Raw genomic sequence first — 16418 nt, 5'->3', positions numbered from 1 at the left:
ATGATGAAAGGTAGGCCCAAGATGGTGACCAAACGAAAAGTGATATTGATTACGGATGGAGATGAGTATGCGAAACGGGCTGTCGAGCATGTAGCCAAGGAAATTGGGGGAAGATGTATCTCCATGTCCCAAGGTAATCCATCACGATATACGGGCTTGGAGTTAGTTGAATTAATAAAAAAGGCGAAGTATGATCCTGTATTGGTCATGTTTGATGATAGCGGTTTTATAGGAGAAGGATCAGGCGAACAGGCAATGAAGGTAGTTGCCGGACACCCTGATATTAATGTCCTTGGCGTAATAGCGGTCGCTTCAAGGACTAGAAGGGAAGAATGGACCAAGGTGGATATCTGTATTGACCGTGATGGTAATTTGACACCGAACGGGGTTGATAAATACGGCGCCGAGGAATTTGAACTGGGCAAGATAACAGGAGATACGGTGTATTGCATCGATCAATTACATGTTCCCATCGTAGTGGGGATAGGAGATATAGGGAAAATGTCCCATCAGGACGATTTTAAAAGAGGAGCACCGATAACGAAGCTAGCGGTGGAAATCATATTGGAAAGGAGTGGTCATAATGACTTCAGAAAAACCTCAAAACATGATGCCGATTCCGAGTAGGGTAGCGGAAGTTGACGCGTACATGGAAGAGAAAGTAGGTCTAGGCGTCAGCTTCGACTTAGGAGTAAGAAAGATAAAGGTCTATAGAAAAGATGTGCATATTTACTATATAAACGGGCTGACGGATACAGAGTACATCATTGATATCCTCGATTCTCTTATTCATAACAAAAATGCCGATATCGTGTCTACTAAAGTTTTTGATGTAGTCAAAGACTTGCTCGTACACCAATCCGTTCAGGAAATAAAGACGATGGATGAGCTTGTTGATCAGGTATTATCCGGTTTAATAGTCGTTGTTGTTGATGGTAAACCAATAGGATTGGTTGTGGATGTCAGGAGTTATCCCGGGAGACAGCCAGTAGAACCCGATACGGAAAAAGTCGTCCGTGGATCAAGGGATGGTTTTGTCGAGAATATCATCATTAACACAGCGATAACCAGACGGAGAATCCGGGATGAAAGATTACGTTTCGAAATGCTGCATGTAGGGGAACGATCGAAATCGGATATATCCATCGGCTACATTAAAGATATTGCCGATCCCGATTTAATAGAAATCGTTCGTAAGGAATTGAATAGTATTGAGGTTGATGGCATAACGATGTCTGATAAAACGATCGAAGAGTTCATCGTCAATCAAAAGTATAATCCATACCCGCTTGTCAGATACACGGAACGGGCTGATGTGGCGGCAACGCATTTGCTTGAGGGGCATGTCCTTATTTATGTGGATACTTCACCGAGTGTCATCATTACCCCGTCCACTCTTTTCCATCATATGCAACACGCTGAGGAGTATCGACAGGCACCTGCCGTGGGAACCTTGGTGCGCTGGGGCCGGTTTCTCGGGATTTTCGTTTCGTTATTCTTGCTGCCGATTTGGTTATTGTTTTGTTTAGAGCCTTCCCTCCTGCCGGAAAAGTTCGAGTATATCGGACCGAATGAAAAAACGCATATACCCATTGTAGTCCAAATCTTCATATCCGATATTGGGATAGAATTTCTAAGGATGGCAGCCGTTCATACTCCGACCCCGCTTTCTACGGCGATGGGCTTGGTTGCGGCAGTTTTGATAGGGCAGATAGCGATAGATGTTGGCCTCTTTGTTCCTGAAGTGGTTCTCTACGCTTCGGTTGCTACAATCGGTACATTTGTCACTCCAAGTTTAGAACTAGGGGTTGCGAATAAAATTTCCCGTTTGGCCCTGCTAGTTTTGGTCGCTTTATTTAAAGTGCCTGGCCTAGTCATAGGCATCACGCTATACATTATCATGCTTACTAGCATAAAAACGTTAAATACACCTTATTTATGGCCGCTTCTACCGTTTCAGCCGAAAGCCTTGTCACATATAATATTTAGAAGACCTTATCCAGGTTCTATAGAACGTCCGAGTATTGTACATCCCCAGGATTTATACAGGCAGCCGAGAAAATCTAAAGGTTGATGTTGTCGAAAAGTTGTGGTAATTTAATTTTATTCGGATAAAGCGGTAAAGTTAAGCTTCACAAAGAGATAAAGCTACTATGACTCTTTGGAGTTTAAACCAATCTGTCTTTCCCTTCGAACTACTAAGCAGTCATAGAGAACATTATTTACATGGGATAATCGATTCGGATGAGGCTTGTTCATATAGAGAACCTTTTACAGCAGGGTTTCTTTATTTGAGGCTGCCTCATTTCTTATTAATCTTTAGTTTTAAGTCAGGAAGGTGAGGCTATCATGCATTTGTACGGAACCGGTGGTGTCAATGAACGTGGACATCTGGAGATTGGCGGAGTGGACACGATCGAATTGATCGAACAATTTGGCACACCATTATATGTTTATGATGTAGAGCTAATTCGCGAACGGGCAAGAGGGTTTAAGAGAACTTTTGAGGAATTGGGAATTTCAGCTCAAGTTGCTTACGCAAGTAAGGCTTTTTCTTCGATTGCCATGATCCAGTTGGCTGAGCAAGAAGGACTTTCTCTCGATGTTGTCTCAGCGGGGGAATTGTATACGGCAATTAAGGCAAATTTCCCAACAGAACGGATTCACTTTCATGGAAATAACAAAAGTGAAGAAGAGCTACATATGGCTTTGGATTATGACATTGGCTGTATAGTAGTCGATAATTTTTCAGAGTTGACACTGTTGGAAGAAATTTGTACAAACCGTGAACAAAAGGTGAAAATCCTTCTTCGTGTAACGCCAGGTATTGAAGCCCATACGCATGATTATATTTTGACAGGGCAAGAAGATTCGAAATTTGGTTTTGATCTTATTAACGGCCAGGCCGAAGCAGCCCTTAGGCAAGCGTTGAAAAGTGGATTCCTGGAAGTTCTGGGGCTGCACTGCCATATAGGTTCGCAGATCTTTCAAACGACAGGTTTCCTTCTCGCGGCCCAAAAAATTATTGGCAAGCTGAATGATTGGCACGATTCTGTAGGGTTTCAACCAAAGGTATTGAATCTCGGAGGGGGATTCGGGATTCGATATACACAAGAGGACGACCCGCTACCGGCGTCTCAATACGTTGAGGAAATCGTTAGGGAAGTGCAGGACCTGATTGCTGATTCCGATTTAGTGATGCCTGAAATCTGGATCGAACCTGGCCGTTCTTTAGTCGGAGACGCCGGTGTGACGTTATACAAGGTCGGTTCTGAAAAGGAAGTTCCTAATGTCCGTAAATATATTGCCGTTGATGGGGGCATGAGTGATAATATACGTCCAGCTCTTTATGAGGCGAAGTATGATGCAATTCTGGCAAACCGGCCGCTTGACCCTGTCGAAGAGACAGTGTCCATTGCCGGGAAATGCTGTGAAAGCGGAGATATGCTGATTTGGGATTTACCATTGCCAAAAGCCGGCCGCGGTGATGTTTTGGCGGTATTTTGTACAGGGGCATATGGATATTCCATGTCGAATAATTACAATCGGATTCCGAGACCGGCAGTCGTCTTTGCCGAAAATGGAGAAGCCCGGTTGGTCATCAAACGCGAGACGTACGAAGATCTTATCCATTTGGATTTGGCCCTTCATGAAGCGGCAGTCGTCAATAAAGAATAGAAAAAAGGATGGCATTGGCCATCCTTTCAGTTTGTAAATAAAAGGGCTTGGAAAACGTAACTTTGCTAAATGTTGTTCCCGAACCAAATAAGCCAAAGCAATACCTTCAAGACCTCAGGAATTGTTTCTATCTAAATTTTATATCAAAGTTGATTGGAACGGAAGGGACGAGACTCCTGCGGGGAAAGCGCGTCAAAGGGAGACCCCGCAGGCGCAATAGCGCCGAGGAGGCTCCCGGACCGCCCGCGGAAAGCGAGTGCCTGTAGTGGAAATCAACGGTCAAATTGTACTGTTATAAAAAAACTGTGGGCAAACTCGATTTTCATCGAGTTTACCTACATTCTGAAAGGGATGGCATTGGCCATCCCTTTTTATTGGATTCAGCTGAAAAGTGACTTGATCGCGTCTATTAAACTACTGAAGACTTCTTTCAATTTATCCAGAAATGATTGACCCTCTTCGGATTCAAGAAAATTGGAAAGCTTATCTTTAGCTGCAGTAAGCTGATCACCGACAGCGTTCCAATCAATATCCAATTCTTTTAGCTTATTGAATAAATCAATTAAACTTTGGACTTGAGCATCATTTAAGGTGATTCCAAGGTCTTTTGCTGAAGACTCGACCACCTCGCGGACCTCCTCAGTATTGGCTGGTGGATTTGCAGCCATTTCCTCTTTGATTTTCGTAACGAGTGCAGAGGCTTCTTCTGTACCGATTTCGTCACCCAATTTTGCTGTTTTCACCATTTCTTCATTCGCTGCCTGTTTCACATCTTCAGGAATCTTCTTGTCGGCAGAAATTTCATAGGCTTTAATGACCCCTGTCAAAGCCGCTGTACCGGAGACTGGTATTGGCGCGGTGACATAAACTGTAGCATCCTTTACTCCAGCAGTTGCCAGTGCATTGATATACATTTCATCGGAAACCCAATTAATGTTTTTCGACTCCAATTTAAGTCCGGTCCCTTTTTCCTCCAAAGTAATCGCAGAAGATGAAATCGCTTTTGTACCGATCAGACGGCTAGCAATATAGTCACCTAAGTATTCATGTTCCTCCGCATTTGTAACCGTCAGCACCTCAACATCATTAGGTGCTTTCATTTCTGATAAAATCATATTTTTTTGTTCATTCGTCAAATTCTCACCAAGTGTGACGATCATTTCACCAACAGCTGCATCTGCAAAAGCCTTATATGGCAATAATAGGCATAATAAAATGGTTACAATGACCCATTTATTCATTTTTTTCATGATAATCCTCCTTAACTTTTCCTGCTGAATTGGGAATCTTTCAATAAAAGGGCGGCACTTTAAATCAGATTCATAGTATTTGACGAAACAAAGGATAAAAAAGATACATATTTTCCTGAAAAAAATTTATATAGCCTAAGATAGCTACGTTTTTTAAACGAAAAAGTTTGGTGTATCTTTGTCTTTTATACCTAAGAGGGCATTCTATGAACCTAGATCACTTTACCAATGTAGTAAAATCGAAGCAAGATTGCAAGGATATTTGTCAGATTGTGTTAAGTTATAGTAGAATGAATTCGTTATTTAAATATTTGGACCATTCATAAAGGGAGTATGGGATGAGGAAAAGTAATAAGACTCTTTTACTTATGATGCTTATTATCGCTTTGATGTGGGGAATCGTATACTGGCTGTTTATCGCTTAGCACATAGCACATCGATAAATCAAGTGCTGAAAGTGATGTTGAAACGAACGAGGTTTTTATGTATGATGTAAATGTTATATGTGAGGATTATTATTCAAAGCAAATTAATTGGAAACAGGAAGATAATAAAAACGTTATTTAGTAACGAGGGATATTATGTTGATTAAGTATAAGAAAAGTTATGAGAAGTTTGCCATGGGATTATTATCTTTCATGCCAAATGAAAAAGAGATAAAAACGCTTCGGAATACGATGAAGAATTATGAAACGGATGAAAATCTACAGCTGTTCTTATGGAAAGATGAAGAGATTACGGGCTTGATCGGGATAGAAGTCTCTCCAAACCACATTGAGATACAACATATATCTGTAAATCCATCCTTCCGGAAGCAAGGTATCGGTAAAACGATGGTCAGGGCCATCAAGGAGCAATATCCTGACAAAGAATTAAAAGCAAATGAGTTTACCGAAAGCTTTCTTGACAGATGTGAAGAATTCTGAATATGAAAGCTGGAAAGGAGGACCACCTTTAAGGGCGGTCCTCCTTTCTTGTTTTTCGAAGGGATAGTTGCCGAGCCCTTTCAGAAATGACATCCGAACGGTCACGCATTAGATGCTTATCGACTATGGAAGAATTAGCCATGTCGCTGTCTGCACCCCATTTGTACCCTTCTTGCAAACACATCGTCTGGCATATTTCGATCAAGCCTTGATCCGCAATCGGCAGATTAATGCTTTCATATGGCTTTTGAGATAACATTCGCTCATGGGTGTCCTCGAGCAATTTGAACAGTCGTTCTGGATCGAGTCCCAACTCCAGGAGCTCGGCCTTTTTATGGTGGAGATTTGACAGGGCTTTAGACAGGGTCCTTGCAGCCCCTTTTTTGTTTCCCCTGCGATCATGATACAGGGCAACCGCAATTTGAATGAGCCCGACCCAATGAGAGTCACGCTCTTTTGGTGCGGTTTCTTTCCAATATTCTTCAAGAATTTCATGACATTCGAAGTAATCCCTAGTCCCATGGAAATGGACAAGGAAAGAAAGGTAGTCTTCCGCGTAATTCAATAGGAGCACCCCTTTTGTTTTATGGAATTATCTAAGGTAAGGCAAAAAACATTTTCTTATAGCCTAACACCCGCTATGTATACTCACCAAGTTTAGCATAGAATTTTTTCTTGGAAAATAAAGAAAGCCGATTGCAAGGCAATCAGCTTGATTCGTCAGTCTTCAATTAACACCAAGAAGCACCGACGATAACTAATAAAATGAACAATACTACAATAAACGCGAATCCGCCGCCGTTTCCAAAACCACCTGAACCCATAATGAGTACCTCCTTTGTTCTGCTATTCTTACATTTCTAGGTTATGTTGGATTTCGTAATGTGATTGGGCAACGACCCATTTGTCGGAAATCCCTAATAAAAACTTTTCTAGGGACAGTAAATTATTATTTGGATAAAGGGCGGCAATCCACTATACTTGATTAGTAAAAGAAATAGGCCTTTTTTGGCCAATTAGATTTAAATGAGGTAATTTAATGGGTTATAATATAAAAATTGACGCTTTCGAAGGTCCGATGGATTTACTCCTGCATTTGATTAATCGCCTGGAAATAGACATCTACGATATTCCGATGGCTGATATTACAGATCAATACCTAGGGTACATCCATACAATGCAGCATCTGGAATTGGATGTGGCCAGCGAATATCTGGTGATGGCTGCAACACTGCTTGCCATCAAGAGTAAAATGTTGCTTCCAAAGCATGAAGATGAACAATTGATTGATGAAGATGGGGAAATATTTGAGGAAGATCCACGGGACGAGCTTGTGGAAAAACTATTAGAATATAAAAAGTATAAATATGCAGCCGAAGAATTTAAAGGGATGGAAGAAGAACGCAGCTTGCTGTTCACTAAACCCCCAAGTGATTTATCTGTTTATGTTAAAGAAGCGGAAAGTGATAAACAAGAGTTGAATATAAGTCTATATGATATGTTGGGTGCTCTGCAAAAACTGCTGCGAAGGCAAAAAATTCAAAAGCCGCTATACACGAAAGTAACGAAACAAGAGATATCGATAGAGAAACGAATGGATGAAATCATGATTGAGTTACAATCAATAAAAGGGAAGAAAAGTTTTTTTGAACTGTTTTCGCTCCCGGTTAAGGAGCATATCGTCATCACTTTCATGGCGGTGCTGGAACTGATGAAACTAAATGAAATCATCGTTGAACAGGAAGATAATTTTTCGGAAATCATGATTGCTGCTAAGGAAGGTGTAGAACCAGTTGGAAGTTATTAATTGGAAAGGGATTCTTGAGGCATTATTGTTTGCTGCCGGAGATGAAGGGCTCTCCGTCAAACAAATTGCCTCTGTCCTGGAAATTACGGAATATCAAGCAACTGACATCGTTGAAAGTTTGAAGGAAGAATATATATCGGATGTACGTGGGATTCAGGTGATCGAAATAGCGGGTGTTTATCAAATGACGACAAAGAAAGAGCACTCGGATTACTTGAAAAGGCTAGTGGAAACATCAAGCACTCAAGGCTTGTCCCAGGCGGCCTTGGAAACACTCGCAATCATTGCCTATAAGCAGCCGATTACCAGAGCGGAAATTGATGAAATTCGCGGAGTGAAAACGGAACGCCCCATTCATACACTTGTCACTAAAGTCTTAATAAAAGAGGTCGGACGTGCTGAAGGCTCCGGCCGGGCTTATTTATATGGGACAACAAAAGAGTTTTTGGATTACTTCGGCCTGAATTCCATAGATGAATTACCGCCTCTCGCCGATAATTCGGATGATAGCTTTGAAAATGGTGAAGCCGATCTGTTTTTTGAAAAATTTCAGCAAACAATCGAATAACATTTTTCTTTAAATTGTGATAATATAGAAAAAAATGAATGCGGGGGGATTGCGGGTGCAAATTGTAGCATGCAATGGATTTGGGCTTGAAAAGTCAAAGTCAAATTCACCTGAGGACTTCTTTAATCGATCCGTTATACAATACATAAAGGATGGAGAAGAAAAGACGCTGAATGTACTGTATCTTCGCTATTTTGATGAGATGGTCACTCGTTGGACCCCATATCCCGCCAATCCCATATTCAAAAGCCCTAACAGGGATATTTATATGGCTGATATCATTGCCATGGTTTGTCTACTCAAGGACCCGAGCCTGGTTAACCGAAAACGTATATATATAAATGCAGAAAAAGAGCTGGCTGGTTATTTCGAAAATATGGATTTTGAAAAATTGGAGAAAGTGTTTATATCTATTGACCAAGCTAAACCATATGATATAGAATCACATGTTGACTATTATTTTCAATCTTAATCATTTTGAGGAGGGTTCACGGTTGGGGAATACATTGGTAAAATCTCAGCTTGAGGATGTAAAAGGCTTTTTAGAAACGACAGTGGCTCAGCTAGAGGAATTTATAAATGAGACGACCTATTCTAAGCTGCAAGAAGAAAAAAGCGGGGATGAAACCTATTATAAAGGGATCCTTTCCAGTTTAAGAAGAATGCTTGTAAGTTGTGAAGAGGGCTTGGAGGCTTGCCAAATCGTTCTGAAAAATGATGTTTTCAATAAAGCCGCAGCTGAAAAGACGCTTTATAGAATATATCATCAATGTATCGAAGAATACTTTTCCCCAAAATCAGATCGGTGGTTTGAGGACAGCAGATCTGCCTATACAGGGAAAAACTCGATTAAATTTCACCAAAGTGTACCTGACAGCATAATATCCATTCTGAAGGCCGTGGAAAGTGGATTCCAGACCATGCGTGAAGAATTGGAGTTTTATGAAACGGATTACCGGACGAAAATGTTACAGTCAAGATAATGAAACAGCTAGGCTTAATAGGCCTTGCTGTTTTTTTTATCTATAAATGGAATCTCCGCTTATTCGAAACATAAAATACTTTGATGATTTATGTGCATAAAGGCTAAGAGGAGGTTGCAAGATGTCTGATGAAAGAGATTATGCTAAAGAGGTAAGTGATTGGGTTGATGAAGTGATGGAATACCTTGAGAAGATCGATATCACCGATTCGCCAGTGCTGTCAAATATTGAACGGCTTTCCGAGATGACAAAAGATATGGATGAGGAAGAAATGGATTATGAGGATATGGTCCTGATTGAAGAAGAGATGGCTCGGGTCTACGAGGAAATTGAAGAGCTCGCTAGGGAATTCAATATACAGGAAAGGCAATCGGTACCGATTGGGAAGCATACGCTACCGCCGTTACCTTATGCCTATGATGCGTTGGAGCCGACGATTTCGAGGGAAATCATGTATCTGCACCATGATAAGCATCATCAAGCATATGTCGATGGTCTGAATAAAGCGGAATTGATGATGAAAAAAGCGAGGGAAACGAAAGATTTTTCCTTGTTGAAACATTGGGAAAAGGAAGCAGCCTTTCATGGGTCAGGCCATTATCTCCATACGCTGTTCTGGGAAGAGATGATTCCGGGAGGGGGCGGACAGCCAAGGGGGGATTTACTTAACCAGATTGAGAAGGATTTTGGAAGCTTTGCCGCTTTTAAAAGTCATTTTAGTGAAGCTGCCAAACAAGTAGAAGGTGTTGGCTGGGCAATTTTAGTCTGGGTTCCGCGTGCGCGGCGACTAGAAATACTTCAATCGGAATTGCATATGGTTTTGACCCAGTGGGATACAATCCCAATCCTTGTTCTTGATGTATGGGAACATGCTTATTACCTGCAATATAAAAATAATCGGGCAGCCTATGTGGACAAATGGTGGGACGTTGTAAACTGGCCGAAAACAGCCGTAAGGTTCACCGAAGCGAAAAAGCTAATTTGGAAAAAGCAATAACAGATAAAATATAGTAAAGTTTTTGGAGAAACAAATACAAATACATGAGCTGTAAAGGTACGTTCCAGACTGTAGACAAACTCGATGAATACTCAGTTTGCCTGCAGTTTTTTATTTGAAAAGTTCAGTAGATTTCAGAAATCAGCTCCCTTTCCGCCGACTGTCTGCCAAGCCAAATCAAAGTAAGCACCTTTGGTGTCTCGGGTAGCCGGATTTTCGGCAGTAGTGTCGCAAGTTTCTCAATTCAATGAAGGTTACAGTAAAAAAAGGCTCTTTTCGTAAAGATCGTTGTTTTTAAAACGAAACTATTTAAGGTTGATTGGAGCGGAAGTGCGAGACTCCTGCGGGAGCAGCGGGACAGGTGAGACCCCACAGGCGTTTACGCCGAGGAGGCTCACCGCCCGCCCCGCGGAAAGCGAGCATCTGGAGGGGAAATCAACCACACCGCACTACTTAGTAAATAGCAACAAAGTATGCGAAAACAGCTTTAAAAAAACATAAAGACCAGAGCGCTTTATTCGACCCGCAGCACTGTCTTGGGATGTTAACGCAGTTTATCGACCTAAACCACACTTTATTCAACCTACCCAGCACAGTATTCGACCGTTGAGGCACTATATTCGACCGTTCACAAATTTTTTTCGACCTTCACCTTACTATTCGGAATCCGAACAACATTTTGCCGTCAAACTGACACGAGCCGTAAAGGTTCGTTTTTTTTTGCCTGAAATTTTGTATCAAGAATTTTTTAGGGAAATTATGGCAAGGATATGAAGGAGAACCTGCTAATTTAATTTTAAAGCGACTTATGATTCTCATTTGGAAAATATAATTAGATTGAAAGGGAGATGATATCATCTCACGAAATAATGAGCATATGTCTTATTTAAATCCTTGAAATAACATTGGAAATGTGTTAATAATGCTAATTTGAAGTACTATGGGTTTTTAAAAATAATTAATTTATATCAATATAAAAACTGTGACCAATTTGTGAACTTAAAAATTATTAAGGTATATTTATTGACTAGTTTCTATTTAATAATTATTATAAATAGGAGCAGATAAAAAAATAGCTATTGGAGGAATTTATTATGTCATTGATCAATAAACAAGTTGAAGATTTTAAAGTACAAGCTTACCATGCAGGAGAGTTCAAAGAAGTAACACTTGAAGATGTTAAAGGAAAATGGGCAGTATTCTTTTTCTACCCAGCTGACTTCTCTTTCGTATGTCCAACTGAATTAGCTGATCTTCAAGATAACTATGAAACATTCAAGGAAATCGGTTGTGAAGTTTACTCAGTTTCAACAGATACTCATTTCAGCCACAAAGGATGGGCTGATGCTACTGATACAATCGGTAAAATCCAATATCCAATGCTAGCTGACCCAGCAAACGTTTTATCCCGTCAATTCGGTGTATTGATTGAAGAAGATGGTTTGGCTCTTCGTGGAACTTTCATCGTAAATCCAGAAGGACAAATTAAAGCATACGAAGTCAATGATTTAGGAATTGGCCGTAATGCAGAAGAACTTGTAAGAAAAGTTCAAGCTGCACAATTCGTAGCGGAACATGGAGATAAAGTTTGCCCTGCAAAATGGACTCCAGGTGAAGATACTCTTGAACCAAGCCTAGACCTTGTAGGTAAACTTTAATTTTTAATATGGGAGGGTCCATTTCTACAGGTAATGGACATACCCAGCATTGATTACGATTACTGGACAAATCGTCCGACATGATCTAATGACAAAAGGCACTTACCTAAAATAAGTGCCTTTTGTTTTTCAAAATAATCAGTTTAGCACGTATAATCATTCAGCAAGGAGCACAAAAGATGAAAAAAATATATGATTTATTAATTATTGGTGGCGGTCCTGCAGGCCTCTCAGCCGGTGTTTATGCAGGAAGAGCTAAGTTAAAAACAATAATCCTAGAAAAAGGAACTGGCGGCGGACAAGCTGCAACTACGTCGGAAATAGCCAATTATCCTGGTATCCGTCATATATCGGGCCCTAGGTTAGTTGAAGAAATGAAGCTTCAAAACGAAGATTTCGGCGTTGAGTTCGCCAAAGCCGATGTAACGGGCGTGGATTTCTCCGGTGAGGTGAAAGTCGTAAAAACACTTGGCGGGGACTACCATGCACGCGCCGTCATCATTGCAACGGGTGCTTCTCCAAGGACACTAGGATTTCCAGGTGAAGAGGAATTTACCGGCCGCGGTGTAGCTTATTGTTCAACATGTGATGGTGAATTCTTTGAAGGATTGGAAGTTTTCGTTATCGGGGCAGGATATGCAGCTGCTGAAGAAGCTATTTTCCTGACACGCTTTGCAACAAAAGTTACAATCATCGCCCGGGAATCAAGCTTCTCGTGTGCCCCGTCCATTGTTGATAAAGTAATGGCAAATGATAAGATTGAAGTGAAATTCAATACTGAAATCCTTGGGGTATATGGAGACGGGATGATTCAAAGTGCCCGTTTCATCAATAATGCGACTAAAGAAGAATTTGAATATAAGGCGAAGGAAGAAGACAGTACGTTTGGCGTATTCGTTTTCATAGGTTACGAGCCGAAAACAGAGGTTTTCAATGGCCATATCGAAATGGATGATGCTGGTTACATTTTAACCGATGATGATATGAAGACTAATGTGAAGGGTGTTTATGCCGCGGGCGATCTAAGGCCAAAATCCTTGCGCCAGATTATCACAGCTGTATCCGACGGAGCGATTGCAGCAACGGATGCCGGTAAATATATTGCAGAAGAAAAAGATCGCCTGGGAATCAAAGATGAACCTGAAGTTGAGAAACCGGCGAAAAAAGAACAGGCAGCAGTCCCGGCAGGCAAAAGCGCTTTATTGAGTGATGCGTTACGTGGCCAATTAAAGGGAATCTTCGGCAAGATGGAGAGTGACGTTACATTAGTGTCCATCGTCGATGAAAGTTTGCCAAAATCAGTTGAATTGCGAGACTTCTTGTTGGATGTTGCGGAATTAGGAGATAAGCTTCATCTTGAGTTATACAACAAAGGGGAAAATGTGGAAATTGAAGAAAAAATCAATGCAGATAAGTTCCCTGTCGTTTCCCTCTTAAATTCGAATGGTGAATACAGTGGCGTCAAATACCACGGTGTACCTGGCGGCCATGAGTTGAATTCCTTCATTTTGGCTATCTATAACCTGGCCGGACCTGGTCAAGCATTGGATTCAGCCGTATTGAATTCAATCAAGGGTATCAGTAAAAAAGCGAACATTAAGGTTATGGTTTCATTGGCATGTCACTACTGTCCTGACGTTGTAGTGGGCGCTCAGCGCATAGCGATTGAAAACCCTAACGTTGAAGCTGAAATGGTCGATATAAGCAATTTCCAGGAAATCAAGAAGAAATATAAAGTCATGAGCGTGCCGGCCATGATTATCAATGATGAAGAAGTGGTATTCGGAGCTAAGAAAATTGATGAAATCGCTGCATTATTAGTATGATAGAACACTAAATCGATAGGGGCCCCCTATCGATTTTTTTTATGGGAAATCACTGAGAAAATCGGTAGATAACATGAAGGGTTACATTCTTTTATTCATAACCCTTGTCCCTTTGCATAAACTTGTACAAAAACAAGTAAAGAGACGAGGGGGCACTCATGCGTTTTCCATATAAAGGGTTATCAAGTTTGTGTATCGTCATTCTCCTGTTGTCTTTTATGGCTCCTGTACAAAGCGCCAAAGCAAATGTATCCGTAAGTGCCCATAGTGCGATTTTAATGGATGAGGATAGCGGAAGGGTCATTTATGAAGTGAATGCCCATGAAAAGAACCGTATTGCAAGCATTACGAAAATAATGACGGCTATCTTGGCTATTGAATCGGGACAAATGGATGAAACGGTGAAGGTAAGCAGCAATGCCTTCGGGACGGAGGGCTCTTCACTTTATTTAAAAGTAGGAGAAAAAATTAAGCTCGAAGATTTGGTTTATGGTTTGATGCTTCGTTCAGGTAATGATGCAGCAGTCGCAATCAGCGAAAAGGTTGGCGGAAGCCTGGATGGATTCGTCTGGATGATGAATCAAAAAGCTGAAGAAATCGGTATGAAAAATACCCATTTTTCAAACCCACATGGTTTGGATAATACGAAGAACCATTATTCAACCGCATATGATATGGCCATACTCACTCGTTATGCCATGCAAAATAAAACGTATGCAAAGATTGCCGGCACAAAGGAACACAGAGCACCTAATTCCACTGAACAATGGGATTATGTATGGAAGAACAAAAACCGTTTGCTTACACAACTATATGAGTATTGCACAGGAGGGAAAACAGGGTATACCAAACTAGCAAAACGTACTTTGGTCACGACGGCAACAAAAAACGAACATGACCTGATTGCTGTGACATTGAATGGTCCGGATGATTGGAATGATCATATTCAAATGTACGAATCCGCCTTTAAGGATTATAAGCCGACAGAAATTTTACCCGAAGGCATGGTAAAAAATATGGAAAATGAAATATATAAAGGGCATGTCTACATTAAAAATGATTTTTCGTACCCACTGACAAAAGAAGAGAGAGAATTGGTCAATGTGAAAATGAAATTGCTGAAGCCTCAGAAGGCTTGGAAAGATAAAAGGAAAATCCCGGAAGTGGTCGGCAGAGCATCCATCTATCTCGATGGAAAGAAAATAGGCACTCGTTCGATTTTTTATGGGGAAGCAAAAGAAAGCTTCAAGCAACAATCATTCCAATCTTCTTGGGCTGAGGTATTTGAAGCGGTATTGGGAATCGGACGAAATGGTTAATTACATTTGGTTCGGGATGTTTGTGATCGGTATTGTCTTTGGTATGGTTAATGGGACGATGGAACAGGTGAATGAAGCTCTTTTTGTCAGCGCAAAGGAAGCGGTCACCCTTTGTCTGGGATTGATGAGCATACTTGTTTTTTGGCTCGGTCTGATGAAAATAGCAGAGGAATCGGGGCTGTTAGATAAACTATCCAACTTGTTCAAGCCATTCATGAGATGGCTGTTCCCTGAAGTTCCTCCTAATCATCCCGCTATGGGGTATATACTTTCCAATATGATGGCAAACACATTCGGATTGGGGAATGCAGCTACGCCTCTTGGTATAAAAGCCATGGAACAGCTAAAGAAACTAAATGGAGGAAAAGCAACGGTCAGCCGCTCGATGGTCACTTTTTTAGCAATCAATACCTCAAGCGTAACGTTGATTCCAACTACTGTCATTGCGATCCGCATGAATTACGATGCCCACTCCCCGACGGACATCGTTTTTCCGACCATAATAGCAACGGCCATTTCTGCCGTTGGAGGAATCGCGATAGATCGATATTTTTATTACAGGAGAAAGAGGAACGGGAGGGAATAAGATGTTGCACTGGATGACCACCATTTCAATTTGGATGATACCGATTTTGATTCTCTGTATATTACTCTACGGCACATTGAAAAGAGTTCCCACCTATGAGACCTTCGTTGAGGGGGGGAAAGAAGGAATCAGCATGTCCTTTTCCCTCATCCCTTTCCTGGTAGGGATGCTTGTGGCGATTTCAGTATTTAGGGCATCAGGGGCCTTGGATTTCATTGTACAATCACTGCACCCATTGCTTTCCTTTCTTCATTTTCCGTCTGAGGTTTTACCTCTTGCGATAATTAGACCAATATCCGGAACAGCCGCTTTAGGAATCACCAGCGACCTGATATCGGTTTATGGACCGGATTCCTTTGTTGGGCGCTTGGCTGCCACGATTCAGGGAAGTACAGATACCACCTTCTATGTATTGACCGTTTATTTTGGAGCCGTCGGAATCAAAAAAATGGGTGATGCCCTTAAGGTCGGCCTTTTGGCAGACTTGATCGGAATCATAGCTGCCGTTATTGTCGTCACACTGGTTTTCGGTATGAATTAAAGGTAGGGAAATGGGCGATTCCATTTCTTTTTTTTGTCTTTTTTCTTAAAATTAGCCCTCCATTAATAAGGTGCATTCAAACTTTCATCAAAAGAAACATTTTTTTGTATGGAAAAATAAGCTATGTTACACTCATTATGGAAACCAACCCATTTAACCGTCCCATTATTGGTGTAATAATAAAAGAAAAGCTCTTAATCGCGAAAAACCTTTTGTTTTTGCCTTTCAATATGTAATAATTGTATGATTGTGTATGTATAGACAATAACAAACGAATGA

At 41.1% G+C, this 16418-nt stretch carries 17 protein-coding genes; 14 read left to right on the top strand and 3 right to left on the bottom strand.

Annotation, left to right across the window (positions count from 1 at the left end):
• Window positions 1–21 precede the first annotated feature (21 nt).
• The 3 genes from spoVAEA to lysA all read left to right on the top strand — a co-directional run bounded on the left by spoVAEA (window position 22) and on the right by lysA (window position 3678).
• A complete protein-coding gene (gene spoVAEA / locus ABC374_RS15535; RefSeq protein ID WP_350299401.1) occupies window positions 22–627 on the top strand; it encodes a stage V sporulation protein SpoVABEA in 606 nt (201 codons plus the stop codon).
• Window positions 608–2074: a spore germination protein gene (locus ABC374_RS15530; RefSeq protein WP_413020378.1), complete on the top strand. Its 1467-nt coding sequence runs from the start codon at window positions 608–610 to the stop codon at window positions 2072–2074. Before spoVAEA ends, ABC374_RS15530 begins: the two co-directional genes overlap by 20 nt.
• 275 nt (window positions 2075–2349) lie before the next feature.
• Window positions 2350–3678, top strand: a complete 1329-nt coding sequence (gene lysA, locus ABC374_RS15525) for a diaminopimelate decarboxylase (protein ID WP_350299399.1) — start codon at window positions 2350–2352, stop codon at window positions 3676–3678.
• 380 nt (window positions 3679–4058) lie between these two features.
• On the opposite strand, the gene ABC374_RS15520 is transcribed toward lysA, so the two are convergent.
• A complete protein-coding gene (locus ABC374_RS15520; RefSeq protein ID WP_230176973.1) occupies window positions 4059–4928 on the bottom strand; it encodes a DUF1002 domain-containing protein in 870 nt (289 codons plus the stop codon).
• A 581-nt stretch (window positions 4929–5509) separates the two neighbouring features.
• Between ABC374_RS15520 and ABC374_RS15515 the strand changes: the two genes are divergently transcribed.
• The gene (locus tag ABC374_RS15515; protein ID WP_101222466.1) at window positions 5510–5854 is read left to right on the top strand and encodes a GNAT family N-acetyltransferase; all 345 of its coding nucleotides are present in this window, start codon (window positions 5510–5512) and stop codon (window positions 5852–5854) included.
• Window positions 5855–5882: 28 nt separating this feature from the next.
• On the opposite strand, the gene ABC374_RS15510 is transcribed toward ABC374_RS15515, so the two are convergent.
• Together ABC374_RS15510 and ABC374_RS15505 are read right to left on the bottom strand one after the other, a co-directional pair.
• Window positions 5883–6419: a DUF309 domain-containing protein gene (locus tag ABC374_RS15510; RefSeq protein ID WP_350299398.1), complete on the bottom strand. Its 537-nt coding sequence runs from the start codon at window positions 6417–6419 to the stop codon at window positions 5883–5885.
• Between the two features lie 166 nt (window positions 6420–6585).
• The gene (locus ABC374_RS15505; protein ID WP_283915101.1) at window positions 6586–6678 is read right to left on the bottom strand and encodes a YjcZ family sporulation protein; all 93 of its coding nucleotides are present in this window, start codon (window positions 6676–6678) and stop codon (window positions 6586–6588) included.
• Window positions 6679–6893: 215 nt separating this feature from the next.
• On the opposite strand from ABC374_RS15505, the gene ABC374_RS15500 reads away from it, so the two are divergent.
• From ABC374_RS15500 to ABC374_RS15455, 10 genes are all read left to right on the top strand, one after another.
• On the top strand, window positions 6894–7661 hold the full coding sequence (locus tag ABC374_RS15500; RefSeq protein WP_101222464.1) for a segregation/condensation protein A: 768 nt from the start codon (window positions 6894–6896) through the stop codon (window positions 7659–7661).
• Window positions 7648–8229 (top strand): SMC-Scp complex subunit ScpB, encoded by a 582-nt coding sequence (scpB, locus tag ABC374_RS15495; RefSeq protein WP_076365560.1) that lies wholly within the window; start codon window positions 7648–7650, stop codon window positions 8227–8229. Before ABC374_RS15500 ends, scpB begins: the two co-directional genes overlap by 14 nt.
• A gap of 55 nt (window positions 8230–8284) precedes the next feature.
• Window positions 8285–8701: a hypothetical protein gene (locus ABC374_RS15490; protein WP_413018770.1), complete on the top strand. Its 417-nt coding sequence runs from the start codon at window positions 8285–8287 to the stop codon at window positions 8699–8701.
• A gap of 22 nt (window positions 8702–8723) precedes the next feature.
• The gene (locus tag ABC374_RS15485; protein ID WP_137016092.1) at window positions 8724–9212 is read left to right on the top strand and encodes a YpuI family protein; all 489 of its coding nucleotides are present in this window, start codon (window positions 8724–8726) and stop codon (window positions 9210–9212) included.
• A gap of 121 nt (window positions 9213–9333) precedes the next feature.
• The gene (locus ABC374_RS15480) at window positions 9334–10209 is read left to right on the top strand and encodes a superoxide dismutase (protein WP_413018768.1); all 876 of its coding nucleotides are present in this window, start codon (window positions 9334–9336) and stop codon (window positions 10207–10209) included.
• A 1094-nt stretch (window positions 10210–11303) separates the two neighbouring features.
• Window positions 11304–11867: an alkyl hydroperoxide reductase subunit C gene (gene ahpC, locus ABC374_RS15475; protein WP_034308115.1), complete on the top strand. Its 564-nt coding sequence runs from the start codon at window positions 11304–11306 to the stop codon at window positions 11865–11867.
• Between the two features lie 179 nt (window positions 11868–12046).
• A complete protein-coding gene (locus tag ABC374_RS15470; protein WP_413018766.1) occupies window positions 12047–13693 on the top strand; it encodes an FAD-dependent oxidoreductase in 1647 nt (548 codons plus the stop codon).
• A 158-nt stretch (window positions 13694–13851) separates the two neighbouring features.
• Window positions 13852–15012, top strand: a complete 1161-nt coding sequence (locus tag ABC374_RS15465) for a D-alanyl-D-alanine carboxypeptidase family protein (protein ID WP_350299394.1) — start codon at window positions 13852–13854, stop codon at window positions 15010–15012.
• On the top strand, window positions 15005–15598 hold the full coding sequence (locus tag ABC374_RS15460) for a nucleoside recognition domain-containing protein (protein ID WP_101222457.1): 594 nt from the start codon (window positions 15005–15007) through the stop codon (window positions 15596–15598). Before ABC374_RS15465 ends, ABC374_RS15460 begins: the two co-directional genes overlap by 8 nt.
• 13 nt (window positions 15599–15611) lie before the next feature.
• Window positions 15612–16139 carry a spore maturation protein gene (locus ABC374_RS15455; RefSeq protein ID WP_396020129.1) on the top strand — a complete coding sequence of 176 codons (528 nt, stop codon included), beginning with the start codon at window positions 15612–15614 and terminating at the stop codon, window positions 16137–16139.
• The last annotated feature ends 279 nt before the right edge of the window (window positions 16140–16418 follow it).

Origin of the sequence: Peribacillus phoenicis (genome assembly GCF_047238085.1) — a bacterium.
Lineage (GTDB): Bacteria > Bacillota > Bacilli > Bacillales > DSM-1321 > Peribacillus.
The sequence above is the reverse complement of the archived record's forward strand: the minus strand, read 5'-3'. Positions and strand labels throughout refer to the sequence as shown.